We start from the raw sequence: 26101 nt of genomic DNA on the forward strand, positions 1-26101 counted from the left end.
CGACAGGAACGCCTGCGTACGGTTGGGATCGCGGAAGCCACGCATGCGGCGCTCGCGTTCACGCGTAGGCTGATGGCTATTTTCGGCACGATTGTTTAGGCGGGCACTGGCCTTGACAAAGACATGCTTGACGAGCAGCTGATAACTGCAGCCGGAAAGCGATGACCGTGATAAAGCGATTTTGCATTCTTCATCGCCCTATCTTACGCGACCGCCCAGGCAACGTGACAATGCCGTCGGGATCTGATCGGCACCGCGATCGGCCGCGAAATCACGGGTAGTCCTGAGGACGGTTGGTGGCCGCGCTTGACAGCTCTCCTTATCGTGACCGCTCGTTTCAGACCGTCAATCGATTGCTCTTACAAATATGTTAGTCCTGCATCCGCTCTTGCGGGAACTGGTACGGCGGACGTGGGAGCCGAAGGCATCGGTTGAGGACAAACATATTTGCAACATCGGATCGGGGATGTGTCACGCGCGCCTCCTCGCTTGATGTTCGTGCGTGGGCAGTGTTGTGGCCGGACGCTTATTGGGCTGTTGTGGTTGCGAGCTTGGCTGGTGGCCTTCATCATCACGGACTCTCTTCACGTAGGAGCGTCCGGCTTTGATCGACGCCCTGTCGGGAGACGCCCTTTCCATTTCAGATTGACCCCGTGCTTTTGCAGCAAGGCCACGATCTGGCCTTCGCGCATGTGCGGCAACTGCGCCGGCGCCTTTGCCTTGAACCAGGCGTGCAATTCGACGAACTGGTAGTAGCCGATGCCGGAACGGAGCCAGAATTTCGATCCGGACGAGGTGTCCTGACACTGCATGCGCGTCCACACATACCGGCGCGCGCAGAAATGCCATTGCGTTTCGGCCAACTCGTCGCGCACCCCGTTGCAGCGCGGGTATGCCGATCGTGCACATACGACGTGACTCAGGTTAGCTGCGCGTCCGATGTGGCTCCTGGAAACCCTCACCTGTCGCTCGAGGCTGGCGTAGAGTTTGATCGCTGCCTGCCGGATTCTGTCGGCCAGTTCAGCATCCATCGGGTGGGGCGAGACGGGCCGCGTTGCGGCGTTCGTTGGTATCCCGCGGGATTTTTGCGCTGCTTCCGGCCCCGGGGCGCCCCTGCATAAGCAGCGTCATGTAGCAGATTCCATCGCCACGTTGCGATTGGAACTCGCCGTAGCCCTGCTGGCTTGCTTCGAAAGGTGCCCATGCTGCGGTCGACGAGACGAACATTTGTTAACACAGTCGTACTAGGAGATGACCTGTGGCTGCAACCCCCGCGCCGATCGCCGGCATCCGCAACATCGGCGTCATTGCTCACATCGACGCTGGCAAGACCACCATTACCGACCGGATTCTCTTTCACACGGGACGCACCCATCGCCTGGGTTCGGTCGACAGCGGCACGACGGTGACCGACTGGATGGCCCAGGAGCGCGAACGGGGGATCACGATCGTGGCGGCGGCCATCAGCGCGCGGTGGCGCGACTGCATGATCAACCTGATCGATACCCCGGGCCATATCGATTTCACCGCCGAAGTGCAGCGCTCGCTACGGGTGCTGGATGGCGCCGTGGTGGTATTCGATGCCGTGCACGGCGTACAGCCGCAAAGCGAGACGGTATGGCGGCAGGCCGATCGCTACCGGGTGCCGCGGCTGTGCTTCATCAACAAAATGGATCGCATCGGGGCCGACTTCGAGCGCGCGGTGGCCAGCGTGCGTGAGCGCCTCGGTGCGCCGGTGGCGTGCCTGCAAATGCCTGTCGGCCACGAAGCGGCGTTCGAAGGCGAGGTCGATCTGCTGTCGATGCAGGCGCTGCGCTGGGGGGCTGCGCAGGAGGGCAAGCCGGAATGCGGTCCCATACCGGCTGAATATCGTGCGGCGGCCGAGGCCGCGCGGCAGCGCCTGATCGAGTCCGTCGCCGAGGCTGACGATGAACTGCTCTCGCTTTACGTGACCGGCGGCGACATCGGGACGGAGCCGTTGCGCGCGGCGCTGCGCCGTGCCACGCTCGCCAATCGCCTGTTTCCGGTTTGCTGTGGCGCCGCGTTACGGGACATCGGCGTGCAACCGCTGCTGGACTGCGTGGTCGATTTTCTGCCGTCACCGCTCGATATCGGCGAGGTACAGGGGACCGATCCCGACAGCGGCCTCACGATCTGCCTCGCGCCGCGCGACGAAGAACCGCTCGCGGCGCTGGTCTTCAAGATCGTCAACGATCCCTACGTCGGCCACCTGGCCTATGCGCGCATCTATTCGGGCATGGTCAGCGCCGGCATGACGTTGCACAATGCCACCCGTAACCGCAAGGAGCGGGCCGGGCGCCTGTTGCGCATGTATGCCAATCACCGCGAAAACGTCGAGGCGTTGCATGCCGGGGAAATCGGTGCGTTTCTCGGCCTGAATCAGACCTATACGGGCGATACGCTGTGCCACGCGGAACACCCGGTAACGCTGGAAACGATCACTTTCCCGGAGCCGGTCCTGCGGGCCACGGTAGAACCGAAAACGCTCGCCGAGCATGGCCGCATGGCCGAGGCGTTACGCCAGTTGACCGACGAGGATCCGACCCTGCAACTGAGCCTCGATGAAGACAGCGGCCAGTTGCTGATTGCCGCCATGGGCGAACTCCACCTCGAAATCTTGCTGGACAGGTTGGAGCGCGAATACGGTGTAGCAGCGAAAATGGGGCGGCCGCGCGTGGCCTACAAGGAAACCATCACGCGCGAAGTGGCGGCTGAGGAGGGGCGTTTCGTCCACCAGACTGGCGGGCATGGCCAATACGGCCATGTGATTCTTTCGCTGCACCCCGGCGCGCGCGGCTCGGGCATGCGCTTCGAAAACGCAATCACCGGCGGGGCTGTGCCGCGCCAGTTCATCCCGGCGGTGGAGCAGGGTGTGCGCGATGCCGCCGAAATCGGAGCGCTGGCAGGCTATCCCGTCACCGACCTCGAGGTGCGTCTCGAAGGCGGTTCCAGCCATTCCGTCGATTCGAGCGAATTCGCTTACCGCGCCGCGGCCATCCAGGCATGCCGCGCGGCGTTCGGCAAGGGGCGGATGGTGCTGCTTGAACCGATGTTCCGCATCGAGGTGCTGGTCCCGACTGAGTACACCGGGGCCGCGCTGGCGCAGCTCGGCGCCCGCCGCGCCGAGATTGAAGCGGTGGCGCCGCGCCCGGGCGGTGTGGAAGCGATTGCCGGCCAAGTGCCTCTCGCCGAAATGTTCGGCTACGTTACTGAATTGCGCTCGGTCACCCAGGGCCGCGGGCTGTATTCCATGGAGTTCGACCACTATGCCGAGGTCGAGCTTGAGGTGGCAGACGTGCCGTCCCGGAATTAAACGGCGGAACGTTCATCGGTCGAATTCAGCGCCTGCCGGCGCGGTTCGAAACCCGCCGTTTTTGGGTCACACGCAGGCGACCGGGATCCGTTTGGGCAGCGTCATCCCGCGCTTCGTGTGTAACCCTCGTTTGAACCATGCCCACCTGTTATGAGGCGTCCGGCCGTCTGCAGCATGCTGACTTCGCGGCTATAGTACAGATCTGTGTTCCCTTGTCAACGCATCGCGCAAACGGTCGTGCAGCCCCCAACTCCGGACGTCGTACGCCTGTTCCCAACCTTCGTGTGCCAGAGCCGCCTCGAACCAGCGTGCTATGAACCACTTAACCGGGATCCGCTGGCGTATGTCGAAACCTTGATGCGCGCTGGTAGCGGAACACGCACAGGTGCCACTTGGCAATCCGGGCACAAACAACATCAGATGCCCGAATTTGCTGCGCTGATCACTCGCATCGATGCAGCCGTGCACAACGTGGTCGCGTTTATCAAGATAGCCGATGCCCCGTTCCGCATCACGGGGTGCTGGGTCAACGTGCTGGGTCCAGGTGCGGCACACGCCACGCACAGCCATCCCAACAATTTCCTGAGCGGCGTCTACTATCTGCAAACGCAGGCAGGAACAGACACGATCAATTTCCACGATCCGCGCCCTCAGACTGCCATCATTCGTCCGCCGGTCACCGAATTGACGGCGTACAACACCGACCAGGCGGTGGTGACGGTGAGCGACGGCACCTTGCTCGTGTTTACCGCCTGGCTGCCACATTCGGTGTCAGTGAACACGAACGCCCGCTCGCGCATCAGCGTTAGTTTCAATGTCATGTTCACCGCTTACGACACGACCATGAGCCTGCCGCTATGGGGCCAGGACTAAGTGCCAGCCCGGCCCTGTAGATATCGGGCGGTGACGTTAATGGGTGACACTGCGCGCACCATGGCTCCGCTGAAAATGATTGGGCGTTCCCTCATGCTGGGACTTCTCCGGGACAATAGGAGTCGAGTTCACGGAAGATAAGCGCAGCTACGAGTACATGGGTTTCGAGATGACTTCCGGTGTCAGCGGGGACTCGACCAACGGGTTCTACGTCGCCATGCAATGGATCAGGGAGACCACGCCGGCAAACCGGATCAACGTGCCGATTGACGGCATCGCCGCAGGCCGCTTCCGCAGTCTGGAAAATGCATTCGATGCGTCGTTTGATCGTATGAGGACAGCAATTGACCGCCAGGTTAGTGCTGGACGCACATCCTGATCCTGCGGCACATCTTCGATAGTCCGTCGCTTGACCGTCGGGCAGCGCATGCACTAACGCGCCACTGGAAAGAATAGGGCGTTCCTTCATGCCAGGATCCCTCGAGAAGGCAGTGTCAGGTTGGTGGACAGGCGGCGGTAGAATGAAGTGATGAAGAAGAGAAATTCCCTTTATCACGGCCACCGCTTCACCGCCGTCGTCATCAGCTGCGCGGTTCGCTGGTATTTCCGGTTCAGCCTGAGCCTGCGCGACATCGAGGAGTTGTTGCTTGAGCGTGGTGTCATGGTCACGTACGAAACGATCCGTTGCTGGTGCGACAAGTTCGGCACCAAATTCGCTCAGTGCGCGACGGCGCGGCGCAAGCCGGCCAGCACATGTGCATCTGGACGAAATGTTCGTGACGCTGCGCGGTGAGCCGCATCTATTGTGGCGAGCGATCGATGAGCATGGTGCTGAACTCGACGTGCTGGTGCAGAAGCGACGCGACAAGGCCGCGGCCAAGCGATTCTTCCGGCGGGTGCTGCGATCAAACCCGGTGCCGCGCCGTTACCGATCAACTGCGCAGTTATCCGGCGGCGAAGGTTGATATTCCTGAACTCGCTCAGGTAAAGCACGTCTTTGTCAAAGCGGCTGCTCGCGTGAACAACCGCGCCGAGAATAGCCACCAGCCAACCCGCAGGCGCGAACGCCAGATGTGCGGCTTTCGCGACGCGCGTCGCACGCAGGCGTTTCTCTCATGCTTCGGCCCGATCCGGCAGCACTTCGCGTTGCCCAGACATCAGATGAACGCGGCATGTCATCGCGCCATACTAAAAGAACGCCTCGCCACATGGCAAGAATGGACTGTCTCAACCGCAGCCAATCGAGTTATCTGATAAGGATAACTACTCTTTAGCCAGACACGTAGCCTACGCTCGTCAACTTGACAGTGCCGAAAACAGCATTCGTCCCTTCGCCGTGGGGAGGCGCCGCTGGATGTTCTGCGATACACCGGCCGGCGCACACGCGAGCGCCGTGATCTACTCGCGCATCGAGACGGCTCGCGCCAACGGCCTCGAGCCGTACACCTGGCTGCGCCGGGTCCTGCGCGAATTGCCGGCGGCTCAGTCCGTCGAGGCCATCGAAGCGTTGTTGCCGTGGAGTCTCCATCGCCAGGATTTAGCCAGTGAGATGACGCCCTGAACAGCCTGGGTTTGATGGATCACTTACAGCGTTTCTCCAATTTAATGCTTCGCCGCCTTCGCCGCTTTCTCGACTGCCTGGTCAGCCGCTTCGGTCACCTCCGATGCGGCTTTCGTTGCGGCGTCCAGGCTGCTTTGCGCGAAATCGGCTGTCTGCTTCGCGGCTTTGTGCACGCTTTCTTGGGCGGTGTTGGCGAGCGTAATGACTTGTTTCAGAAATGCGATTACGGCTTCGGAGCCGACCGGGGCGTTTTGCGCGACATTCTCGACGAACCTTTGAACCTGGCGGTTGACCTCCTGGTACCGGGCATCGACAACCTCTGCCAGCTGCGTTTGCATGGTCGACGCAATCTCGGCAACCTGACGTTCGTACGTCAGGACCTTCTCCGCCGAGGGCAGCGCCAGCGCGTTTTGCAAGCCAGTAACTTCCTGTCCTTCCTTTTTCGTCAGCCCGTCTTGCATGCGTTGGTACCAATCGGCAAACGTCGTTTTCGCCATATCCAGATTCAGTCTGACGAGCTTTTCCTCGCCTTCCAGCATTTTGCCGGCCAGGCCAAAGAAGAAGTCAAGATTTGCTTGTTGGGCTACAGCAACTTGCCCCTGAAAATCAGTCATGTTCGTCTCCTGAAGACATATGTCCAACGCTCAGCATGTTCGGCAACGGTGACCAGGTGATGAAGCGCGTCGTCTGGAAGCCACCGTGTCGACGTACATTTTCGAAGCTGTCTCCGCAGGCGTATTGGTCGCAGCAGCGATTGCCTGTACAACTTCCGCAGCGTTGGGCTGCGCGACGCTGCTCTCCGAGCTTCGACAGATGTAGGAGCTGCAAACGACGAAGATTCCATTACAGGACGGTGACGGTTGGGATGCCAATTGAATCGGCCTATCACCGGGCACTTTGTGAAGAAGCGTTTTTCCTCGCCGCGGCCTACTGGATTCGTCTGCGCCTTTCATTGCGATGGCGCTTCCGTCCGGCGGTCATCATCGCGATGCGTGACGAACTCGCGGAACAGTAAGTCCCTCTGTTGCCAGGCAAATCTGCATTCTGCCAGTGGAACTTCCTCGACCCGCTGGCGACAAAAACGGGTGACGCCGGACAGGAGCGGGCCTTCGAGCGAGTTTTCCGACGGATTCTTCGTCGCGCGAGCGTTTTTATTGCGTTCCCACTTCACTCGAAGAAAGCGGGGAGTGACTTCTGGCCGTGAACGCGCTAGCGGAAACGGCATCCTTGTCGATTGCCACCGACTGAACGTTGGCTCATTGCGGAGCGGAGACGACGTGCAGCAAGGGGCGTTTCGATGCAGTGAAGCTCACGCGAACGACACGCCTGTCCGGGCGCTAGCATTCGACTGCAAGCATCGGCTTTGGTGCCGCGTCATACCTTCGTCGATTGAAACACATAGGTCTGGTCGGGATGAAGTCACATGGAGCATTGCACGCCATGAATCGTCGTCTGAATTTGGATGCACAGCTGGAAAGCACTCTCGAAAACAACAGTTCCAGGCGGGCCTTCGCGGCACGCCTGGACATGACCATCAAACGCGCAAAGGTTACTTCCAGTCGGGTGGCCAGGTCGCTCGGCGTACCGGAACGCGACGTGACCCTTTGGCGCGCCGGGGTCACCGTTCCGAAGAGTACGGATTGTGAGCGCCTTTCTGCACTTCTCGACGTGGACGTCGCGTGGCTATGCGCAGGTCAAGCGTAGGCCACAGCATGTCATGGCAGTTCTCATCGGCCGCGAGCTCGCAAGTGGTTCGGCTTGTCTCGACTCATAGGCACCTCGGTCGGGTTCCGTGCCGGGCCCGTGCCATTGGCCGGCATCACGGTCGAAATGGCATGTTTGAAAACAAGTTGCACGCCTGGACCAGATTCCAGCAGAACTGCAAACTGGTCAAAGCCGGCCAATTGACCACTCAGTCTGATGCCGTTCACGAGGAACACGTTTACGGTGGTCTTGTCGTTTACGAGCGTCTGCAGAAAGTCGTCTTGTACGCATGGGCGTGTGGTCATGCTCTGAGGTCAAAGCGATAAGTCCTTCGATTGTACCGGCGATACCTGAAGCCGCCGCCAGTCCCGAGGGAGTGTGTTACTGCGACTCGAGGGCGTCGAGTCGCGCTTGCGCAATCTCGCCCGGGTGCTGGTCGTGGTACGCGTCGAACAACTGTGAGCATGACTGAGCAAGTGAAGCCAGGTCCACGGCCTGGTCTGCGTGCTCGACCTCACCTGCGTTGAGTACGTCATCGAGAACCGGAGCGAGACGGCGCAATCGTCGGAAAGTGGCGTCGTCAAGTTTCATGTTGGACCTCCTCTCGTCAGCCGGTAGAGCGCATGCTGAACGGACCTGCGCCAAGGCTTTGGCTACGCCTGGCCTGTCTCGCCCGTCGAACCTGCTGGCCGGGCCGCAAGGAACTTTTGATGTCTCTGCCTATGAGGGACGCATAACATCCGGGCAGGTCGGGCAGGTCTGGGTAGAGCCAGCGCTCGTATTCCAAGGTTCGCGGCTCGCACGCCCAAAAGGGTTACGGATTGGCCAGTTGGGCGCCGCCAGCGTCCGTGTGTTCGGGGCCCAACGCAACCTTTGGCGGGCGCAAGGCATTCGTGGTGCGGCCCGGGGGCGCACCTTGCAGTCAATGGTTTGCCTGACATCATAAAGCATCTGATTGTGAGGCCGAATTGCGGTCCTCATGTTGTACTGCGACCGCACTGCACAATAAATCTGAGAAACCACGTGAGCATTAGACCGCGATTGCCTGCACGGTAGGGGATGGAGCGCATCGGGTGAGGCCGCCGATGCGCAACAATTGGTTGCCGGATGCTGATTAGCACAGTTGCAATTTGTGCGGCGCACAAATATATAGTAATTGTCAAGCCGCTAGGCGAGGGTTTACGCTCGGGTGACTTCCCCGCGAGACGACTATGGGCACGCCTGCTCTTCTGGACCGCTACGAACTGCTCGCCGCGTGGCATCGCCTCATTCCGGAGGTAGAACCTGCCGGGCGCCACCGATATGAGCTAGACGAACTCGGCGAAGCGATACTGAATCCTTCCCCGTCAGCCAGGCGCCAGATAGTGCTCACGGATGTCTACTGTCACCTGACCGAGCAGATTGGTCACCTTGCCGCCATGTCGATGCCCATTACGACCCCGTCATTTGGCATCAGGGTCCCAGACGTCGTCTGGATGCCGTGCGACAGGTGGGAAAGTTTCGACCGCGACGACCCGGTGCCGTTCGTCCCGGACCTTTGCGTTGAGGTGCTGCTCGATAGCGACAGGGCGCACGACATCGACCGCCGGATAACAAGCTATCTGGAGGGCGGCGCAACCGAAGTCATTGTCGTCGGCCAGTCCGGAAAGGTTGAGTTCTGGGGAGCCGGAGGTCGGCGGCAAGCTTCGACTTTCGGAATAGAACTGCCTCTTGACGCCATGTACTTCGAAGAACGAGGCGCGCCTTCCATCGGCAACGTTCGTTGTTGAGAACAAGGCGTTCACATGAGGTTCACGTCGAGCGAACGTCATGAACCGTTCAGCGCAGCGGCTAGTTCGTTTGAATATGTGCAACCATCGTTCAACGAAGCCGTTCATCGGGTGTGAAATAGGCCGCTGGTAACGCAACGCGCAGACTGACCAGATTTTTGGCGACCCTATACGGCTCCATATCGCCGGGTCCACACCCATTTCTCCCGGTTCAACATGCGCTCCACCTTCATCAAATGGCTATTCATTGCCTACCTGCTCGGCAGCGGGACGTTGTACTCGATAGTGATACTGGTGTTATTCACCTTCGTCGGAAGGTCCGGCCGCTATTGGCTTGCAGTGCAGTGGTGCCGCGCAACGGCTGTCGTGATGCGCTGGCTACCCGGCATCACATGCTCGGTGGAAGGCCTCGAGTACTTTCCGGAAGGGCCTTCAATAATCTTGTGCCGTCACGAATCCACATGGGAGACACTTGCATTCCTCGCGTTGTTTCCACGACGCATCAGCTTTGTGTTCAAGGATGACCTCTTGCGGATTCCCATCTTCGGATGGGTGCTGCGTGGCCTCGACGTGGTCAGACTGAATCGTGGCTCGCCGCGCCAGGTCTACCGGGCAGTGACACGGCAATTTGCCGAGCGGCTGGCAAAGGGTGAGGTCGTAGTCATATTCCCGGAAGGCGCCCGGGTGTCACACGGCGCGCCGTTTAGACTGACGTCGGGCGGCATTCGTCTGGCCTGCGCGACTGGCGTACCGGTTGTCCCTGTTGTTCACAACGCCGGAAAAGTCTGGCCAGCGAAGGGATGGCCTGACGGGGCACATCGAGGTAATCGTTGGTCCCGCATTCTCATCCCAAGACACGTCGCAACAGGAATTGGGCAGCACAGTTCACGACTGGATGAAGTCAGCATTGCTGACACTCTGACGGCCGCTGTATCAGCGATGCACTTGCGCAGGACCGGCAAACGGACGTGTGGGTTACTCGCGCTACCCGGCGGAGAAGATGCTTGCGCGCGTCGGCGAGCGGATAGTGCTGACCGCGGACGACTTCAGTGTGCGGAAATACGGGTGATCGTACTTTTCATGCGAAATCTGGCGGTCATCGCGTGAGAAGCCTCCTCCAGTAAGGCTCTCCGACTACGCGATTTGGGCCGTACGCTGCGGCGGGGAGGTTTCCGTGAAATCAGTAGCTTGCAAACCGCTAGATTTCGGATGAAAAGTACGATTACCGCTACCCCCATTTCCCTCTGCAATCCTTGCGGTTCGCTTGCGACGAGGGCAGAGATTGACTTACCTACAAGGAAGGGCACCCCGGTCAGCGCACCGACGCCCAGAACCGGACCACGGCGGGGTGAATCACCTCGTGCCACCTCGGGCCGGTGAACAGGTCGTAGTGGTCGCAATCCGGTATCGTCCAACGGCAGCGCTTCTGTACCGGGATCGCACTGCACAGCGTGTGAGCGGCATGCGTCTGGCCCGCGCCGGTAATGTCGTCGCGGTCGCCCTCAACGGTGCAAAGCGCCGTGGATGCGAGATCCGGCGGCTGCACACGGCGTCCACCGACGCGCCATTCCCCATGGGCGAGGTGCTGTTCCTGAAAGATCACGCGGATCGTGTCGAGCAGATAGTCTTCGGCCATGTCGAGGATCGCGGCGTATTCGTTCAGTGCACGCAGGCTGTTCGCGATCGCCGTCGCATCGGCTGAGAGGCGGCTCGACCAGTAGCGCGATTCGAGTGCCAACTGGCGGTGCGGATGCGCGGCGACGATCGCCGCGTGCTGGATGAAGCCCGGACAGACCCGGCGGCCTGAACCGGCATAGCGGGGCGGAACGGTATCGATCACCGTGTCGCGAAACCAGTCGAGGCGGTGGCTTTGCGCCAGGCGGTCGACGGCGGTCGGGTTGAGGCGCGTGTCGATCGGCCCGCCCACCAGCGTCAGGCTGAGCGGCGGGACTTCGCCAGCCCTCGCCAGCAATGCCGCAGCCGCAAGGGTCGGCGCGGTGGCCTGGCAGACGGCGATAACGTGCGTGTGCGCACCGCCCAGCTTTCGCAGAAAGCGTTCGACCGCGAGCACATAGTCGTCGAGTCCGAAGCGGCCTGCGGCAAGCGGCACGTCACGGGCGTTGGCCCAGTCGGTGACGTACACATCGCCGTCCTGCAGCAGTGTTTCGACGGTCTCGCGCAGCATGACCGCGTGGTGTCCCGCGAGCGGCGCGCAGAGGAAGATGTCCGGTGGCGCCGTGCGGCTTTGACCGCGCCTGGGTGCAACGGGCGCCGGCGCGCGCGTGAATTGCCGCAGCGCGCAAAACGGCGTGCTGTCGACCACCTGTTCGACCACGGGTACCGACCGGTCGCCGACCGTCACCGCCGCGATGCCGAACGGCGGTGGCGCGGGGGTCGGTCGAACCAGCCGGTACAGCCAGTCATAGCCGGCAGCGGCGACGGGCATGCAAGGCATCGCTGGCGATGTCCAGGCATCGCATCCGCGCATCGCCCAGTTGCTGAGCGACTGCATCAGGCCACGCTGCGCTTCAAGCCACGCATACCACATGCTGTCTCCTGCGTGCGTCCCGTTCCGTCCCCCGTCGAGGCCGGAGGGTCATCGGAGAAACGGGAACGAAACGCGGTTGACGACGATCAGCACGCCGCGAAAATGTTGACCTGCCGCAAGAGACACGGCGTCGCGTTTTCGGCTCGAAAGGAGCGTCCATCTGATGGCGTGCTGGACGACACGGCCGCCGGACTATGGTGCCGGTGGTTAACATGGCTTGGCCCGAAGGCCGGGAATTTCATGTGTATGAACCACGCCACCTTGTCATTGATGCCGCCGAACTCCGTGATGAGCAGGGATCTTCATCAAGGGGCCGCGATAGTCGCGGCTGCTGACCTCCAAGGCGCCGCAACGAACCGGAAATGCCATGACGAAAGTCCTTCTCGCCCCCGTAGCCGCCGCCGTTACCCTCGGCGCTATTGCACCGGCATAAGCAGACGACCACGATGATCATCATCGGGTATGCGACGAGGTGAAGGTGCATCACCATTGAGAAACCCGCCGCGAGTGATGCAGTCTGGCCAGGTCGCCCCGCCTTCAGCGGGGCTTTCAACTCTGGCTGCGCCATCAACGCTTATGGTGCAGCCAGTCCCGCATGGGATGCGTGTCCAGCCAGCGGAATTGCTGATTCCTGGGGTGTGCGTGTCTGTAGTGCTCTGCTACCGATATCGCAGCCATGATCAGCGTGATCATCCCAAACAGCACCCCCGTCATCGACCCGGCCATGGCAGCCTCCTTGCCAGGTCGCCAGCATGCTTGCATTTTAGGCGATGCGCTCGTGGAAACCGGCGTTTTGCGTTGTCCCTTTCATTTCGGAACGCGTGGTGTTACCCGTCGATTGGCACGTCGAACTGCGTCCGGCAACCTGGGCATTTGAATGGCTCGACGTTACCTTGCGCCGGCAATGCTGCGAGCGGCTGCTCCTCGCCGGCGAGGTAGCAGACCGGGCACGGAAACGCGTCGTGCGATCGAAGTCGGTGCCACCGGTCGACGAACCGCTGAATGTCGATAGGCTGGGTGCCGTTCGCTTCGAGGTGGTCGAGAAGCACGTGGAACAGAGCGGGGCTTTGCATTGAAACCTCCGCAGCGATTTTCAGCCATCGTGGCATCTGCCACCCATGCGCGGCTGGTGGTCCTGCGGTTCCGCGCGCAAGCCACGCCGGATGTTCAGTGTAGTGGTGGGGATTTTCCCCAGTCATCGGGAGAACGCGATGCCGTCAGACCCCGCCACAAAACCTGCCGAGCCACCATTTCCTGTTCGTTGCGGAGCCTTGGAGGTCAGCAGCCGCGACTATCGCGGCCCATTGATGAAGATCCGTCCATCTGATGGCGTGCCGGACGACTCGGCCGCTGGACTGTGGTGCCGGTGGTTAACATGGCTTGGCCCGAAGGCCGGGAATTTCATGTGTATGAACCACGCCACCTTGTCATTGATGCGCCCGAACTCCGTGATGAGCCTGCGACGCGAGACAAGCCGCTCCCAGGCGCGGCGCCGCAGACCGAATCATCTGCACTGGACGCAGATAAAGACGAGCCGGTACCGCATGAGCGTCCGCCAGTCCGATCAGACGATAACTGACTTTTCGCCACGCCCTCGGCTTGACGTCGGCCGAATGCGCTCTGCGTAGCTGGTCTACGCGTTGCGACGTCAAGCTGAAGGCGCATATTCGTATTCGCTCTCAACCACGAGCGGAGGAAGGCATGTCAGAACGAGTTCGAGTCATTTGGGGCCGTTTTGGCGAACTAGCCGCCAGAGCACAGTTGTCGCGGATCGCCGTATGGAAGAAGGAGCCACTTGATGATCGGCGGCGCATAGGCGCCAGCACAGGATCGGCGTATAGGCGTCACCTGCGACGTGTGGCAGAACGCGGTTCGGACTTTCCGAACTGGGTACGCTTCGCTCTGTTGAGCGGAGCGCCCATGCCCAACCAGGGGTTCGAATTGTTTGAGTACCGCCAGGTACTTGTCTGCATGCGGCAAGGCGAATCCAACTCAGACATCGCACGCGCCCGGCTGACAGGTCGCAAGAAGCTCACCTCTGTGAGGCGCGTTGCCAAGGAGTTCGGCTGGCTCGATACAGGGCAGCCGCTGCCGGAAGACCCCGTGATCGCCGGACAGTTCGGCCGCACGTCGCACCTGCCCGGCACCTGCGTGTCGACGACAGACTGCCAAAAACGAGCAACAGCATCAGCAACGACGAGTTTTCGGGAATGACAACCGGAAGCCGAGCCATCTGTCGGCGCTTCACGAAGCGCTTGCTTACCCCTGGTGACCGCCGACGGGACACATTCGCGCAACGCTGCCTCCAACCTATAATGATTGTGTTGCACGACCACTCTGTTGGGTCTTGGCGCAATGAGTGGCTACCAGCACAAAAGCGGCGGAGATGGGCATGCGCTTCGAAGCATTTTCCTTTGGTTCCATCCGTATTGATGGCGTCACCTACCAGCATGACGTGGTGATCGACCACGGGCAGGTTCGCAAACGCAAGAAGAATCCATCCAAGGCGTTCCGCGAGACCTTTGGGCACACACCGCTGTCAGTGGCGGAGGACATACCCTGGAAATGCCGGCGGCTGGTGATTGGCACCGGCACCGGGGCGTTACCGGTAATGGAAGAGGTGAAGCACGAGGCCGAGCGTCGGCAAGTCAAACTGGTCATCCTGCCGACAGCAGAGGCCATCGCCAATCTGAAGGAGCACCCTGACCAGGCCAATGCCATCCTGCATGTCACGTGCTAGGCCATTTGGCGTGGTATCAATTTACATTGAAACTGAGCAGCATTTAGCATGTCAGGCGAGCCCGTCCATCACGGGTCACGCGGTCAGCCGTCTCGAAATCCGATCCGTCGACGTTGGGCCAGTCCTCAACGACACGACGTGCCGAAAACTGCTCGCCTTCCATCGCCAGTTCACGTATGGGCCATCCTGTTTTCGCACCCGAAGGACTGCCCCACCTGCAATCGACAGGTGACGGGGCCGTCACCGAACATCGTTGACCATTAACCCCTCGGGAGGAGATCGAACCATGTCGAAACGCTGGCTTTGGTGAGGGGCGGAATAGGCGGACTGGGCGAAGCCATCAGCGTCAAGCTCCATGATGCGGGTTCACGGTGGTGGTCACCCATTCGCCGAACAATGCGTGCGTCGAGCGCTGGCTCGCGCGGGTGGCCGCTGCTTATCGTCCATTCCACGCCTATGCGGTCGATGTGGCTGACTACGACTCCTGCCAGCACTGTGCGTAGAAAGTCATGAACGAGGTCGGCCCGGTCGACAGAACAATGCGGGCATTACGCGCGACGCGAGCTTCAGGAAGCTGGACAAGGTCGACTGGGACGCGGTGATCCGGAACAACCTCGACTCGGTGTTCAACATGACGAAGCCGCTGTGCGACGGCATGGTCGAGCGTGGCTGGGGCCGCATCCCCGCTCCCAGCAGCCACGCATGACGCGGCAAGGTTGTTGGGCATTTTAAAACCGTGACGTTCTTCGAAGTAGCTTTCCCAAGCTGGATCGAATGGATTCGCCTCGGCTTTGACTTTCGTGTGTCGCCGGATCGGGACGTCGACGCGACTGCCGCCTGGCACACTGGTAAGCTACCAGGTGACTGTCGCGCCAGTCGTCGATTTCAGGCAAGGCTTTCGTAGCGCTGTCTGGGCGCCCCTGTGGGAAGAGTTCTTCTGCGATTGGCGCCAACTCTGGTTCAACGAGCGCATCGAGCCGCCGAGCTGGGTGCTGGGTGACGAGGCCATTGCCGCGGGAGCAAAGGGAATCCTGTTCCCGTCGACAATCGCGGCGCCCGGTGTGAACCTGGTCCTGTACGTGGATCGGTTCGATGCCGATGATGTCATCGAGGTGTTCGATCCGTCGGGGGCGCTACCCAAAAACCAGGACTCGTGGCGGTGACGCGCTTGAACAAGGATAATTGCGACTCCCTTTTGCCTCAAGGATGAGCGCACGTCCGCCGCAATCCCCTATCCGGCTACAGGGTAACGTGGCCACTCGAACGGTGAGCTTTTGCAGGCGCCGCCGGTGAGCCTTTTCAGGAGCTTTGCCCGATGACACCCTCTCACAACGGCGCGTGGACGGCACCGTCCATCTGTTGACCGACAGCGACGCGCTCACCGCGAGCGTGCGGCGCACCGTGCGGCTCGAAGCCACGCCCGATGGCAAGAGCCTGCTGCTGATCGACGTCGATTCGCGCAAACCTGGCATCCACCGCGAGGTGCGCTATGAGATCACGCCGGCCGAATTGATCGCCGCGATCCGTGCGCACGGCGCCGAATTGCCAGGCGAGAACCATCCCGATGCTGCCGATCGCGACTGAGCCAAAGCCCGCCGGATGGCCGCTCGCCGCCACGCAGTTTCAGCCGCTTCCGGCCGTGCCGACCGAGGCGGCGTGGCCAATCCGGCGTGAGAGAATCGTGTACACCCCGGAAGATTGTGCCCAGCTGTCGCGTGCACCGGTTCGCCTCCAGCCGCTGTATGTGGGGTTGGGCATAAAAAGGGTGGACACAGGATTCGGACGGACACGTACGTTAGCCGCACCGCACAATCAACAGCATCCATGACTTGGCATTGGGCGACAATTCCCGGCTGAACGTCCGGAAGCCGAGATAGTGCCGAGCCTTATGGGACTGGGCTTTCCGGACCTCTGGCGGACGGAAATCTCCGAATCCCCTGACGGCACCCCAAAACCAGCACTGTCGGGTACGCCCGAACGCTCAGTCGCCGTGTTCCACGCTAGACTACTGGCGGGTGCATTTTTTGCAGTTTGGCAGCTGTCGGGGAGACGCCGCCATGAATCGGCCGCCAGTTCGATTTCCCCTTCGTGCGATCGGCGTCGTGCCGGTCTGGCGATGGCTCAAGTGGCTGTTGCTGGCCGCTTTTCGGTTGCGCTGGTGATCGCGGCGCGCCTCGTGCAGATTGAAATCGGGACTTCCCGGCTGCAGGCACGCTATCTGTCCGAACTGGGGCGCGATATCGCTTTTACCGTCGACGACGGCGCGAGCAACAGCATCCGGTTTCCCGCGAGCGGTCCGTACGACGTGCGTCTCGGCTACGCGTCGCTGCCGTCCTTCGAACAACGCCTCACCGCGCGCGGTTTTGCGGTCGCCTCGCAGGCGCGCGATTCCGCCAGGATGGCGTCACTGGCAGACGACGGCCTGTTCCTGCCGTACGACGAAAAGGATCAGGCCGGACTGCTGCTGCGCGACGCGAGCGGCACACTGCTGTTCAGCGCGCGGTATCCGGACCGCGTCTACGACCGCTTCGACGCGATTCCGCCGCTCGTCGTCAACGCGCTGCTCTTCATCGAAGACCGCTACCTGCTCGACCCGGAGCAGCCGAACCGCAATCCGGCCATCGACTGGGGCCGTTTCAGCCGTGCGCTGTTCGATCAGGGCATGCACGTGATCGACCGGCATCAGCCGACGCCGGGCGGCAGCACGCTCGCCACGCAGATCGAAAAATTCCGCCACTCGCCGGGCGGCCGCACCGCGACGCCGCCGGAGAAGCTGCGGCAAATCGCCTCGGCGTCCGTGCGCGCCTATCTCGGCGGACCGCAGACGCTACCCGCGCGCCGGCAGATCGTCGTGCGCTATCTCAACTCGGTGCCGCTCGCCGCGAAGCCCGGCGTCGGCGAAATCAGCGGCATGGGCGATGGTCTCGCGGCATGGTACGGACGCGACTTCGACGAGGTCAACCGCATCCTGAACGCGCCGGCTTCTGCCGAATCGCTCGGCGCGCAGGCGCTCGCGTTCAAGCAGGCGTTGTCGCTGATGATCGCGCAGCGCGCGCCGTCGCGTTTCCTGCGTTCCGGGAGCATGGAACTCGATCGCCTGACGGACAGCTATCTGCGCCTCCTGGCCGCCAACGGGGTCATTTCGATATCGCTGCGCGACGCCGCGCTGGCGGTGCCGCTCGAACTGGAACGCGCACCCACTGTACGCCCGCCGGTGTCGTTCGTGACGCGCAAGGCCGTCACCGCGCTGCGTGCGCATCTGCTCACCACGCTCGGCGTATCGGGCTTCTACGACCTCGACCGGCTCGATCTGACGGCGACCGCCACACTCGACAACCGGGTCCAGCAGGCGGTCAGCGAAAGGCTCGCGAGCGCCGCCACGCGCGAGGGCGCGCAGGCGGCCGGCCTGTACGGCTTCGAAATGCTGCGCACGCAGGACGATCCATCGAAGATCGCCTACAGCTTCACGCTGTTCGAGCGCCGCGACGGGGCGAACCTCGTGCGGGTCCAGACCGACAGCGTGAACCAGCCGTTCGACATCAATCAGGGCGCACGCCTGAACCTCGGCTCGACCGCCAAGCTGCGCACGCTGATCACATACCTGCAGATCGTCTCCGCGCTGCATGCGCGTTATGCGTCGATGAGCGTGGCGCAACTGCACGATGTGAAGCCCGACAGGCAGGATATGTTGACGCGCTGGGCGCTCGATTACCTGTCGCACACCTCGGATCGCTCGCTGAGCGCGATGCTCGATGCGGCGGTCGAGCGCAAGTATTCGGCGAGTCCCGGCGAGACCTTCTACACGGGCGGCGGCGCACAGACGTTCAATAACTTCGAAGCGAGCGACAACGGCCGCATCCTCACCGTGCACCACGCGTTTCAGCATTCGGTGAATCTGGTGTTTGTGCGGCTGATGCGCGACATCGTGCACTACGAGATGGTCCAGACCGCAGGACCGACGTTGCAATGGCTCGACGATCCGGCCACACGCCGTGCTTATCTCACGCGTTTTGCCGATCAGGAAAGCCGCGTGTATATGCATCGGTTCTACACGAAGTATCGCGGCAAGACAGCCGACGCAGCGCTCGCCGTCCTGCTGTCTGACGTGCGCAAGTCGCCGCCGAAGGTCGCGACCGTATTGCGCAGCGTGGCGCCGGATGAGCCGCAGGCGTGGTTCGACGCGCAGATGGGCGCCGCGCTGAAGCGCACGCCCGTGGCAACGCTGTCGTCGGACGATCTCGCGAAGCTCTACACGAAGTACGGCGTCGACAGATTCAATTTGAACGATCGCGGCTATATCGCGAGCGTTCATCCGCTCGAACTGTGGACGGTCAACTACCTGCGGGATTATCCGCTCGCGACCGGGAGCCAGTTGCAGGAGGCGAGCCGCGCCGTGCGTTTCACCGCATATTCGTGGCTCTTCAAGACCCGCTACCACGCGACGCAGGATCGGCGCATCAAACGTATGGTGGATTTGCAGGCTTTCGCCGAAATCGGCAAATCGTGGCGCGCGCTGGGCTACCCGTTCGCGACGCTCACGCCGTCGTACGCAGCGGCGATCGGTGCGTCGGGCGACCGGCCGGTCGCGCTCGCACAGCTCGTCGGCACGATTGCGAACGGCGGCAAGATGCTGCCGACGCAGACCTTTGCCGAACTCGAGTTCGCGAAGGGCACGCCCTATGAGACGCATTTCACGCGGGCGGCGACGACGCCGCGCACGGCGTTGTCGCCGGAGATTGTCGATGTGGTGCATGGCCTGTTGCGCGACGTGGTGCTCGGCGGCACGGCGAGGCGTCTTGCGGCCGGCATGACGTTCCCTGACGGACAGACGCTCGACGTGTATGGCAAGACCGGAACGGGCGACCAGCGCTTCAATGTGTTCGCCCGCGGCGCACGCCTGATCGAGTCGCGCAAGGTCAACCGGAGCGCGACGTTCGTCTTCGTGATCGGCGATCGCTTCTTTGGCACGCTGACCGCCTATGCGCACGAGCCCTATGCGGCGCGCTACGCTTTCACGAGTGCATTGTCGGTGCAGCTGCTGAAGTCGCTGGCGCCCGCACTGCAGCCGTTGCTCGATGGCGATGAGCATTCAGCGATCCTGTCTTCGACGGGGGGCGGGGAATAGCTACGGCGCGGTCATTATTCACCCGCGAATCCAATCTCCATCGCGAATGGGATGCCCTTCGAGTTGGTAGACAGCGGCTTGTCGGCCCTCACGCGCCAGACGCAACAGCCGGTTCTGATGAATATTGCGGCCAATGTCCGGAGACAGGCCGAGCGCGCGAATGGTCTGCAAGCGCTCGATATGAGCCAGCACGGCATTGCGCTGGGCTCGCCCGGCGATTGTCGCAACCAGGCCAGCTTGCTAATGGGCCAATCGGTCAGCAACGACAGAAGCTGATCGAGCGACATGCGCTGCTCGGCCGTCAACGGCGCGGTCAGCAGCCGGTGCACCTCGCGCTGTGCGCGCGTGGCGACAGCCGCACACAGCTTTTCGAGCGCTGCGACCGGCGGCAACAGCACATGCTGACGCCGAAGTTCGTCGGTGGCGGCCTGCGCGAGCACGATGCCCTGCGTGGTTATCGGAAACGCAAGTTAGATATGCAAACCATATTAGTTTGCGCTGTCGATGGTGCGTGACCAGGGCCGGAGCATCAAATTCTCGGCAGTGGCGTGAGCTCGAGTAACTCGAATAAGTAGTCGGGATTCCAGCCCGCGACCTTGCGACGTGCGGCCATGCTGCGCTTTTTCTTGCCGGATTCGGGCCGCATGCGCAGCAAATTCAAAGTGATGCGGCGCAAGGTGGCAAGATTGGCCGTCGCGTTGCGCAGGCGCACGGTGCTGGCGTCCTCGCGGAAAGTCACGTCAAGGCAATGATGCAATCCATTCTCGATGGCCCAGTGCATGCGGCTCGCCTCAAGCAAGTATCTGGCGTCGGGTGCGGCGGAACTGATCAGGTACTGCGTCTGTGAACTGACCTGGCCAGCGATGTCGCGCGTGCGCTCAATGCGCACCAGGCTCTTAAGCTTGGGCCAGCGATGCAGTTCGCTGAGATAGTCCGGCGCCGCCACTGCGACGCAGTGGCGGGCTTCAAGGCGACCATGTCCTTTATCCAGTGTCTCGGAGATCGATGGATTTATGTGCGCCCAATCGTGGGCTTTGCCGGTTCGCATATAGTCTTCAACGGCTTGAGCCAGACCGGGTTGATTATCCTTGGCGACCAGCAGATAGTCGCCGCCGCGCTCAGTGATCTCCTGGGCGATGGCCACCTGAGTGCCGATGGCGTCTATGGTTACCAGGCTGCCCTTGAGCGACAGGACTGGCAGCAAAGCCTCAATGGCAGTGATCTCGTTTGACTTTTCCAGCTCATAGCGCGGAAATGCCGGGAGAGTAGCACAGCGTATGAGCGAGAATCGCGGGTCGGCACAACATACAGGGCCGGAGCGTCAAAACTCGTTTACACGGCACGAATCGCTGCAAACAGCCCGATGTCTGTAATCTCATAATTGGTAGCCGGCCTCGGCGTGCGCGTATCGTCCGTCGCCCTCGCGCATGTCGATGTTGGAGTCAACATTGGCATCCCCGGGGGCTGTGTATGCGCCCGAGCCGGTTTATGCTCCGCCGCCACCGGTGTACGTCGAACCTCCCACTGCTGTTGTCATTAGTCCGGGCTGGTATGGCGACAGGTACTATGACGGGCGCCGTTATTGGGAACATCGGGAGTGGGAAGAGCGCCACCGGGGTGAACGGGAATGGCATGACGCGCGAGACTATCGCGGTGGGCTTCGAGGTGATGGGGGCCACGACCATGACGGCGGCGGCCCGGGAGGCGACTGGCACCACGACCATGAAAATGACGGCGGGAGGGGTGACCTAACACGAACGGCACTGGTTGTGCGTTCGGCGTGCTGGAACTCCAGCAAGCTCATCTCGTACCGCGCACGCTAACGGCCAAGTCACAGCGTGGCTAAACGCATAAGTTCGCGATGCCGTGCGACCACGCGGGCTCAACGTTCAGGGGCTCTCCACATTATTGCTTCGCCGCCTTCGCCGCTTTTGCCGCTTTCTCGACTGCCTGGTCAGCCGCTTCGGTCGCCTCCGATGCGGCTCCCGTTGCGGCGCTCAGGCTCCTTTGCGCGACATCGACTGCCTGCTTCGTGGCTTTTTGCACGTTTTCGTAGGCGGTGTTGGCGAGCGAAAAACCTTGTTTCAGAAACGCGATTGCGGCTTCGGAGCCGACCGGGGCGTTTTGCGCGACATTCTCGACGAACCATTGAACCTGGCGGTTGACCTCTTGGTACTGGGCATTGACGACCTCTGCCAGCTGCGTTTGCGTGGTCGACGCAATCTCGGCAACCTGACGTTCGTACGTCAGGACCTTCTCCGCCGAGGGCAGCGCCAGCGCGTTTTGCAAGCCAGTAACTTCCTGTCCCTCCTTTTTCGTCAGCCCGTCTTGCATGCGTTGGTACCAATCGGCGAACGTCGTTTTCGCCATATCCAGATTCAGTCTGACGAGCTTTTCCCCGCCTTCCAGCATTTTGCCGGCCAAGCCAAAGAAGAAGCCAAGATTTGCTTGTTGGGCTACAGCAACTTGCCCCTGAAAATCAGTCATGTTCGTCTCCTGAAGACGTCTGTCCAACACTCAGCATGTTCGGCAACGGTGACCAAGTGATGAAGCGCGTCGTCTGGAAGTCACCGTCTCGGCGTACATTTTCGAACCTGCCTCCGCAGTCGTATTGGTCTCAGCAGCGATTGCCTGTCCAACTTCCTCAGCGTCGGGCTGCGCGATGGTGCTCTCCGGGCGTCGACAGATGTAGGGGCTGCAAAACGTCGAAGATTCCATTACAGGACGGTGTCGGTTGGGATGCCAATTGAATCGGCCTATCACGGGGCACTTTTGGAAGAAGTGCTTTTCCTCGCAGCGACCCACCGGATTCGACTGCGCCCCTCGTTGTGATGGCGTTTTCGCACGGCGGTCATCATCGCGATGTGTGACGAAGTCGCGGAACAGTACGGCCCTCTGTTTCCAGGCAAGCCCGTATTCCGCCAGTGGAACTTCCTCGACCCGCTGGCGACAAAAGCGGGTGATGCCAAACCGGAGCGGGGGTGCCGCGTCATACCTTCGTAGATTGAAACACATAGGTCTGGTCGGGATGGAGTCACATGGAGCATTGCACGCCATGAATCGTCGTCTGAATTTGGATGCACAGCTGGAAAGCACTCTCGAAAACAACAGTTCCAGGCGGGCCTTCGCAGCACGGCTGGACATGACCATCAAGCGCGCGAAGGTTACTTCCAGCCGGGTGGCCAGGTCGCTCGGCGTACCGGAACGCGACGTGACCCTTTGGCGCGCGGGAGTTACCGTTCCGAAGAGTACGGATTGTGAGCGCCTTTCTGAACTTCTCCACGTGGACCTCGCGTGGCTATGCGCAGATGAAGCGTAGGCCACAGCATGTCATGGCAGTTCTCATCGGACGCGAGCTCGCAAGTGGTTCGGCTTGTCGCTACTCATCGGCGCGTTGGTCGGGTCGCGTGCCGGGCCCCCTGCCATTGACCGGCATCACGGTCGAAATGGCATGTTTGAAAACAAGCTGCACGCCTGGACCAGACTCTAGCAGAACTGCAAACTGGTCAAAGCCGGCCAGTTGACCACTCAGTCTGATGCCGTTCACGAGGAACACGTTTACGGTGGTCTTGTCCTTTACGAGCGTCTGCAGAAAGTCGTCTTGTACGCATGGGCGTGCAGTCATGTTCTGAGGTCAAAGCGATAGGTCCTTCGATTGTACCGGCGATACCTGGTGCGTGACTGACAGCGTTATTGTTGCGATGGCCGCATGCTTTATCAAGCTTATCAAGCCTATGCCGACACGGTGGCTTTGCTTCGGATGGCAGCCAGCGTGGCAGACGCGTTCGTTTGCGCGGTCGGGCAGACCGAAGCGGCGCAAGACATGTGCAGCAGTGTGCCGTCTTGTATGAAGGCCCATTACCTGCAGACCGGGGTCGGCCGCTACGGCGTGTTCGCGGGCCGACGCTGGCGAACTCAGATCTATCCGATCATCAGGGAGTTCATCCGCGACAACGAAACGAGACACGCAGCGGTCTGCGCTGCAGAGGGCGACGCGACGGTTTGCCAGCTGACCGCCTCAGCTTGTCGATAGCGGAGGACGTCGCGTGTTTCCTTCGCGACGACGGGAACGGATGCAACTGGTGGGCTGCGGCAGATCGGGTTCGGGCCCCCGTATCGAACGCTTGTATCGATCGAATCCGCGAAGAGACACGGTCCAGGCGGCGGCGATGAAACTCAAGCCCTTTAAAGAGGCGATCACGACAACGCCTGCGGGTCAGCGCAGCGAGGGTCAAGCTGGCCATCAATTTCCTCCTCGGTCCCGTTCCGCAGGACCTGCATTCACTCCGTTTGTTCGAAAACCGTAGCTCAGCCGCCGGCCACAGCAGAGACGGGAATGTTGGTGTCTGGGCGGGTACGGTCGACACCACCGGTTGGGGCGTGGCGGTACGGAAAACGGTCGGCGTTGCGCTGAGCATGCCGCGAGCCCGTCGGGTCGGCGGCCCTGGATCTATCACTGAACGGCCCGCCTCCCACCCATGGCCATTGGCTGGGCGGGAGTCGACGGGTCGCTAATAAGAGGAACATCCGGCTCGCCGTCGGGAGGGGCGTGAGGGTCCGGATCGCGGTCCGGCGGTTCGCCTGGATCCGGATCGGTCGCTGGTGACTCGGGACGAGCCGGGTCACGGTCCGGAGGGATGCGGGGCTCCGGATCAAAGGGGGTGACGGCGATGGGATGATCGGATCATCGGTCGGCGGCGTGGGCGGCGTGGGCGGCGTGGGCGGCTCGGGCGCGTGAACACGGATTGGCAACATCAAAAACTCTCCATCGTGTGCGAGTGGGCCACGACTGCCGCCGGCCGGGTTTTCCAGGTAAAGCAGAGGCATCGGGTACACCGTTCAGACGACCGCACACGCACGTTGGACCGCCATCCGGATGTTGCGAGCCGGTTCGCTTCGGCACGTAATCCCGCCCGATTACCCCAAAAAGAGGTTGACCGGTCGAGCAAGCCGGCCTATAACCATCTCATGGGATGGCTCTCAGATGGCAGTGGGAGGTTAATTGGATGGCAAATGTGACTGACATACGCGCTGGCCGAACCGGTGACCCTCGCCCCAGGGGCGGCGAAACCGAGAAAATCACGATCAATCTCGGCCCCGTGGACCTCGGCCAAATCGACCTGCTGGTCGAGGAAGGGTTCTACTCGAATCGGGCCGATCTGATCCGTACGGCGATTCGTAACCAGTTATCGCTGCACGCTCAGGTCCTTCACGAAAACGTATCGCGCCGCGCCCTGGTGTTAGGCCTTCAGCACTTTTCGCTCCAGGACCTTGAGGCGGCAAAGGCGCGTGGCGAAAGACTCATCATCCAGGTGCTGGGACTTGCCAGCATCGCCAACGACGTCTCCGCTGAGCTCGCGCTCGCGACGATCGAATCGATCACCGTGCTGGGCGCATTTCACGCAAGCCCTGCAGTCAAGGCTGCGTTAGCCGGGCGAATCCATTAGATTGCCCCAACCGGACTTCATGATGAAGATGAACGAAGATTTTCTTGCCGCGATGTACGAAGCGACTCGCCTGTTACAGACTGCGGGCCCTCTGGAAGCCACCGCTGCGATCCAGCGTGCGTTGGGTGGGGCGATGCCCACGGTGCAGCAGCAGGCGCGAGCGCCTGAAGACTATGCCGCTGTCCTTGACGCCCTGGCCGGTGCGCCGCTGATTCAGCCGGACGCTTTCCCGATCTTCAAAGCGAGGCGAAATCCGGAGCCCGGTCCAGCTGCACCGTCGGTTGACGTCGAGGACCGCGGGCACGTTCTCTCGCGTTTGTTTTCTGGCCCGGCCGGAACCCGCGAGTACAAGCTCTATGTGTCCAGCGGTTACCACGGTCAGCCATTACCGTTGGTAGTGATGCTCCATGGTTGCACACAGAACGCCGGCGACTTCGCCGCCGGGACCAGGATGAACGCGCTTGCTGAGTCTCAGCCGTGCTTCGTTGTCTACCCGACGCAAAGCCAGAGCGCGAACGTTTCGAAATGCTGGAACTGGTTCAAGCCGGGCCACCAACGACGCGGACAAGGCGAGCCGTCGATCATCGCTGGCATCACCAATCAAGTGATCGAGACGTACAAGGTCGACACGCGGCGGGTCTATGTCGCGGGCCTCTCGGCGGGTGGCGCCATGGCCGCAGTGATGGCAGACACGTATCCCGAACTGTACGCGGCGGTAGGCGTGCACTCCGGCCTCCCGCTGGGTGCCGCGCACAATCTACCATCGGCACTCGCGGTAATGAAGGGTGGCACCGCTGGGCGAGGCAGGCGACGCAGCCGACCGGTGCATGCGGCGCCGACGACGAAGATTCCGTCGATTGTGTTCCACGGGGATGCCGACGCCACGGTGCACCCGTGTAACGGAGATGAACTGGTAGCCGCTTTCAGCGGCGACCAGTTGATGCCGGACTCGACTGCGCAGCAGGGGCAGGTCCCCGGCGGTCGGTCATACACCCGGCGG

At 61.6% G+C, this 26101-nt stretch carries 25 protein-coding genes and 7 pseudogenes; 20 read left to right on the plus strand and 12 right to left on the minus strand.

All coding sequences use genetic code 11. The annotated features are described in order from the left end of the window. Positions 1-102: pseudogene (locus GNZ13_RS27975) on the minus strand (IS6 family transposase); the annotation flags it as partial. 482 nt (positions 103-584) lie between these two features. After that, positions 585-1031, minus strand: a complete 447-nt coding sequence (locus tag GNZ13_RS27980) for a hypothetical protein (RefSeq protein ID WP_172170619.1) — start codon at positions 1029-1031, stop codon at positions 585-587. A gap of 227 nt (positions 1032-1258) precedes the next feature. Between GNZ13_RS27980 and fusA the strand changes: the two genes are divergently transcribed. The 5 genes and pseudogenes from fusA to GNZ13_RS28005 all read left to right on the plus strand — a co-directional run. Beyond that, complete coding sequence (gene fusA / locus GNZ13_RS27985; RefSeq protein WP_172170621.1) at positions 1259-3334, plus strand: elongation factor G; 2076 nt, start codon at positions 1259-1261, stop codon at positions 3332-3334. Between the two features lie 237 nt (positions 3335-3571). Then, entirely contained in the window at positions 3572-4207 is a 636-nt protein-coding gene (locus GNZ13_RS27990; protein ID WP_172170623.1) for a TIGR02466 family protein, read from the plus strand. Between the two features lie 157 nt (positions 4208-4364). Continuing rightward, complete coding sequence (locus GNZ13_RS27995) at positions 4365-4586, plus strand: hypothetical protein (protein WP_172170625.1); 222 nt, start codon at positions 4365-4367, stop codon at positions 4584-4586. Between the two features lie 150 nt (positions 4587-4736). Further along, a pseudogene (locus tag GNZ13_RS28000) lies at positions 4737-5461 on the plus strand (IS6 family transposase). Between the two features lie 49 nt (positions 5462-5510). Beyond that, positions 5511-5768: pseudogene (locus tag GNZ13_RS28005) on the plus strand (transposase domain-containing protein); the annotation flags it as partial. Positions 5769-5809: 41 nt separating this feature from the next. Here GNZ13_RS28005 and GNZ13_RS28010 read toward each other — a convergent pair. Beyond that, entirely contained in the window at positions 5810-6382 is a 573-nt protein-coding gene (locus GNZ13_RS28010) for a phasin family protein (RefSeq protein ID WP_172170629.1), read from the minus strand. Between the two features lie 251 nt (positions 6383-6633). On the opposite strand from GNZ13_RS28010, the gene GNZ13_RS28015 reads away from it, so the two are divergent. Next, a complete protein-coding gene (locus GNZ13_RS28015; protein WP_172170631.1) occupies positions 6634-6783 on the plus strand; it encodes a hypothetical protein in 150 nt (49 codons plus the stop codon). Positions 6784-7208: 425 nt separating this feature from the next. Beyond that, a complete protein-coding gene (locus GNZ13_RS28020) occupies positions 7209-7472 on the plus strand; it encodes a helix-turn-helix domain-containing protein (RefSeq protein WP_172170633.1) in 264 nt (87 codons plus the stop codon). Between the two features lie 23 nt (positions 7473-7495). Here GNZ13_RS28020 and hfq (GNZ13_RS28025) read toward each other — a convergent pair whose 3' ends face one another. Together hfq (GNZ13_RS28025) and GNZ13_RS28030 are read right to left on the minus strand one after the other, a co-directional pair. After that, a complete protein-coding gene (hfq, locus tag GNZ13_RS28025) occupies positions 7496-7777 on the minus strand; it encodes an RNA chaperone Hfq (RefSeq protein WP_172170635.1) in 282 nt (93 codons plus the stop codon). A gap of 76 nt (positions 7778-7853) precedes the next feature. Beyond that, complete coding sequence (locus GNZ13_RS28030) at positions 7854-8063, minus strand: hypothetical protein (protein WP_172170637.1); 210 nt, start codon at positions 8061-8063, stop codon at positions 7854-7856. Positions 8064-8683: 620 nt separating this feature from the next. Between GNZ13_RS28030 and GNZ13_RS28035 the strand changes: the two genes are divergently transcribed. Together GNZ13_RS28035 and GNZ13_RS28040 are read left to right on the plus strand one after the other, a co-directional pair. Beyond that, positions 8684-9241 (plus strand): Uma2 family endonuclease, encoded by a 558-nt coding sequence (locus GNZ13_RS28035; protein WP_172170639.1) that lies wholly within the window; start codon positions 8684-8686, stop codon positions 9239-9241. Between the two features lie 216 nt (positions 9242-9457). Then, positions 9458-10163: pseudogene (locus GNZ13_RS28040) on the plus strand (lysophospholipid acyltransferase family protein). Between the two features lie 390 nt (positions 10164-10553). Here GNZ13_RS28040 and phaZ read toward each other — a convergent pair. The 3 genes from phaZ to GNZ13_RS28055 form a co-directional block, all read right to left on the minus strand. Continuing rightward, positions 10554-11789, minus strand: coding sequence for a polyhydroxyalkanoate depolymerase (gene phaZ, locus GNZ13_RS28045; RefSeq protein WP_172170641.1), 1236 nt, complete (start codon positions 11787-11789; stop codon positions 10554-10556). 567 nt (positions 11790-12356) lie between these two features. Beyond that, positions 12357-12515 carry a hypothetical protein gene (locus GNZ13_RS28050; protein ID WP_172170643.1) on the minus strand — a complete coding sequence of 53 codons (159 nt, stop codon included), beginning with the start codon at positions 12513-12515 and terminating at the stop codon, positions 12357-12359. Positions 12516-12616: 101 nt separating this feature from the next. Continuing rightward, positions 12617-12862: a hypothetical protein gene (locus GNZ13_RS28055; protein ID WP_172170645.1), complete on the minus strand. Its 246-nt coding sequence runs from the start codon at positions 12860-12862 to the stop codon at positions 12617-12619. Between the two features lie 847 nt (positions 12863-13709). Here GNZ13_RS28055 and GNZ13_RS28060 point away from each other — a divergent pair. From GNZ13_RS28060 to GNZ13_RS28085, 6 genes and pseudogenes are all read left to right on the plus strand, one after another. Continuing rightward, a complete protein-coding gene (locus GNZ13_RS28060; RefSeq protein WP_172170647.1) occupies positions 13710-14003 on the plus strand; it encodes a hypothetical protein in 294 nt (97 codons plus the stop codon). Positions 14004-14148: 145 nt separating this feature from the next. Beyond that, the gene (locus tag GNZ13_RS28065) at positions 14149-14529 is read left to right on the plus strand and encodes an MTH938/NDUFAF3 family protein (protein ID WP_328807306.1); all 381 of its coding nucleotides are present in this window, start codon (positions 14149-14151) and stop codon (positions 14527-14529) included. Between the two features lie 318 nt (positions 14530-14847). Then, positions 14848-15211 (plus strand): annotated as a pseudogene (locus GNZ13_RS28070) (SDR family NAD(P)-dependent oxidoreductase); the annotation flags it as partial. A gap of 118 nt (positions 15212-15329) precedes the next feature. Next, positions 15330-15692 (plus strand): RES domain-containing protein, encoded by a 363-nt coding sequence (locus GNZ13_RS28075; RefSeq protein WP_456238732.1) that lies wholly within the window; start codon positions 15330-15332, stop codon positions 15690-15692. Positions 15693-15867: 175 nt separating this feature from the next. Beyond that, complete coding sequence (locus GNZ13_RS28080) at positions 15868-16113, plus strand: hypothetical protein (RefSeq protein WP_328807308.1); 246 nt, start codon at positions 15868-15870, stop codon at positions 16111-16113. A 473-nt stretch (positions 16114-16586) separates the two neighbouring features. Next, positions 16587-19654, plus strand: a pseudogene (locus tag GNZ13_RS28085) (transglycosylase domain-containing protein). Between the two features lie 14 nt (positions 19655-19668). Here the strand turns inward: GNZ13_RS28085 and GNZ13_RS28090 are convergent. Both GNZ13_RS28090 and GNZ13_RS28095 read right to left on the minus strand, forming a co-directional pair. After that, positions 19669-20094: a hypothetical protein gene (locus GNZ13_RS28090; protein ID WP_172170651.1), complete on the minus strand. Its 426-nt coding sequence runs from the start codon at positions 20092-20094 to the stop codon at positions 19669-19671. Positions 20095-20183: 89 nt separating this feature from the next. After that, the gene (locus GNZ13_RS28095; RefSeq protein WP_328807310.1) at positions 20184-20933 is read right to left on the minus strand and encodes an ISAs1 family transposase; all 750 of its coding nucleotides are present in this window, start codon (positions 20931-20933) and stop codon (positions 20184-20186) included. 102 nt (positions 20934-21035) lie between these two features. Here GNZ13_RS28095 and GNZ13_RS52785 point away from each other — a divergent pair. Next, positions 21036-21369 (plus strand): annotated as a pseudogene (locus tag GNZ13_RS52785) (hypothetical protein); the annotation flags it as partial. A 190-nt stretch (positions 21370-21559) separates the two neighbouring features. Here GNZ13_RS52785 and phaP read toward each other — a convergent pair. Next, the gene (phaP, locus tag GNZ13_RS28105) at positions 21560-22141 is read right to left on the minus strand and encodes a TIGR01841 family phasin (RefSeq protein WP_172170657.1); all 582 of its coding nucleotides are present in this window, start codon (positions 22139-22141) and stop codon (positions 21560-21562) included. Between the two features lie 568 nt (positions 22142-22709). On the opposite strand from phaP, the gene GNZ13_RS28110 reads away from it, so the two are divergent. Next, positions 22710-22973 (plus strand): helix-turn-helix domain-containing protein, encoded by a 264-nt coding sequence (locus GNZ13_RS28110; RefSeq protein ID WP_172170659.1) that lies wholly within the window; start codon positions 22710-22712, stop codon positions 22971-22973. A 60-nt stretch (positions 22974-23033) separates the two neighbouring features. On the opposite strand, the gene hfq (GNZ13_RS28115) is transcribed toward GNZ13_RS28110, so the two are convergent. Continuing rightward, positions 23034-23279, minus strand: a complete 246-nt coding sequence (hfq, locus tag GNZ13_RS28115; protein WP_216675052.1) for an RNA chaperone Hfq — start codon at positions 23277-23279, stop codon at positions 23034-23036. An 84-nt stretch (positions 23280-23363) separates the two neighbouring features. Between hfq (GNZ13_RS28115) and GNZ13_RS52790 the strand changes: the two genes are divergently transcribed. The 3 genes from GNZ13_RS52790 to GNZ13_RS28130 all read left to right on the plus strand — a co-directional run. Beyond that, on the plus strand, positions 23364-23687 hold the full coding sequence (locus GNZ13_RS52790) for a hypothetical protein (RefSeq protein WP_172170661.1): 324 nt from the start codon (positions 23364-23366) through the stop codon (positions 23685-23687). A gap of 973 nt (positions 23688-24660) precedes the next feature. After that, complete coding sequence (locus tag GNZ13_RS28125; protein ID WP_172170663.1) at positions 24661-25101, plus strand: CopG family transcriptional regulator; 441 nt, start codon at positions 24661-24663, stop codon at positions 25099-25101. A gap of 22 nt (positions 25102-25123) precedes the next feature. After that, a partial coding sequence (locus tag GNZ13_RS28130) for an extracellular catalytic domain type 1 short-chain-length polyhydroxyalkanoate depolymerase (RefSeq protein WP_172170669.1) occupies positions 25124-26101 on the plus strand: 978 nt, incomplete at its 3' end.

Origin of the sequence: Paraburkholderia elongata, from assembly GCF_013177735.1 — a bacterium.
Taxonomy (GTDB): Bacteria; Pseudomonadota; Gammaproteobacteria; order Burkholderiales; family Burkholderiaceae; genus Paraburkholderia; species Paraburkholderia elongata.

Bases quoted from the DNA above. Each gene is read 5' to 3' on its own strand.
- GNZ13_RS28035 (WP_172170639.1), top strand. From the start codon at position 8,684: ATGGGCACGCCTGCTCTTCTGGACCGCTACGAACTGCTCGCCGCGTGG.
- GNZ13_RS28015 (WP_172170631.1), top strand. From the start codon at position 6,634: ATGCCAATTGAATCGGCCTATCACCGGGCACTTTGTGAAGAAGCGTTT.
- GNZ13_RS27980 (WP_172170619.1), bottom strand. From the start codon at position 1,031: ATGGATGCTGAACTGGCCGACAGAATCCGGCAGGCAGCGATCAAACTC.
- GNZ13_RS28020 (WP_172170633.1), top strand. From the start codon at position 7,209: ATGAATCGTCGTCTGAATTTGGATGCACAGCTGGAAAGCACTCTCGAA.
- GNZ13_RS28055 (WP_172170645.1), bottom strand. From the start codon at position 12,862: ATGCAAAGCCCCGCTCTGTTCCACGTGCTTCTCGACCACCTCGAAGCG.
- GNZ13_RS28050 (WP_172170643.1), bottom strand. From the start codon at position 12,515: ATGGCCGGGTCGATGACGGGGGTGCTGTTTGGGATGATCACGCTGATC.
- GNZ13_RS28125 (WP_172170663.1), top strand. From the start codon at position 24,661: ATGGCAAATGTGACTGACATACGCGCTGGCCGAACCGGTGACCCTCGC.
- GNZ13_RS27995 (WP_172170625.1), top strand. From the start codon at position 4,365: ATGGGTTTCGAGATGACTTCCGGTGTCAGCGGGGACTCGACCAACGGG.
- hfq (WP_172170635.1), bottom strand. From the start codon at position 7,777: ATGACCACACGCCCATGCGTACAAGACGACTTTCTGCAGACGCTCGTA.
- GNZ13_RS28010 (WP_172170629.1), bottom strand. From the start codon at position 6,382: ATGACTGATTTTCAGGGGCAAGTTGCTGTAGCCCAACAAGCAAATCTT.
- GNZ13_RS28060 (WP_172170647.1), top strand. From the start codon at position 13,710: ATGCCCAACCAGGGGTTCGAATTGTTTGAGTACCGCCAGGTACTTGTC.
- phaZ (WP_172170641.1), bottom strand. From the start codon at position 11,789: ATGTGGTATGCGTGGCTTGAAGCGCAGCGTGGCCTGATGCAGTCGCTC.
- GNZ13_RS52790 (WP_172170661.1), top strand. From the start codon at position 23,364: ATGCTTTATCAAGCTTATCAAGCCTATGCCGACACGGTGGCTTTGCTT.
- phaP (WP_172170657.1), bottom strand. From the start codon at position 22,141: ATGACTGATTTTCAGGGGCAAGTTGCTGTAGCCCAACAAGCAAATCTT.
- GNZ13_RS28110 (WP_172170659.1), top strand. From the start codon at position 22,710: ATGAATCGTCGTCTGAATTTGGATGCACAGCTGGAAAGCACTCTCGAA.
- hfq (WP_216675052.1), bottom strand. From the start codon at position 23,279: ATGACTGCACGCCCATGCGTACAAGACGACTTTCTGCAGACGCTCGTA.
- GNZ13_RS28030 (WP_172170637.1), bottom strand. From the start codon at position 8,063: ATGAAACTTGACGACGCCACTTTCCGACGATTGCGCCGTCTCGCTCCG.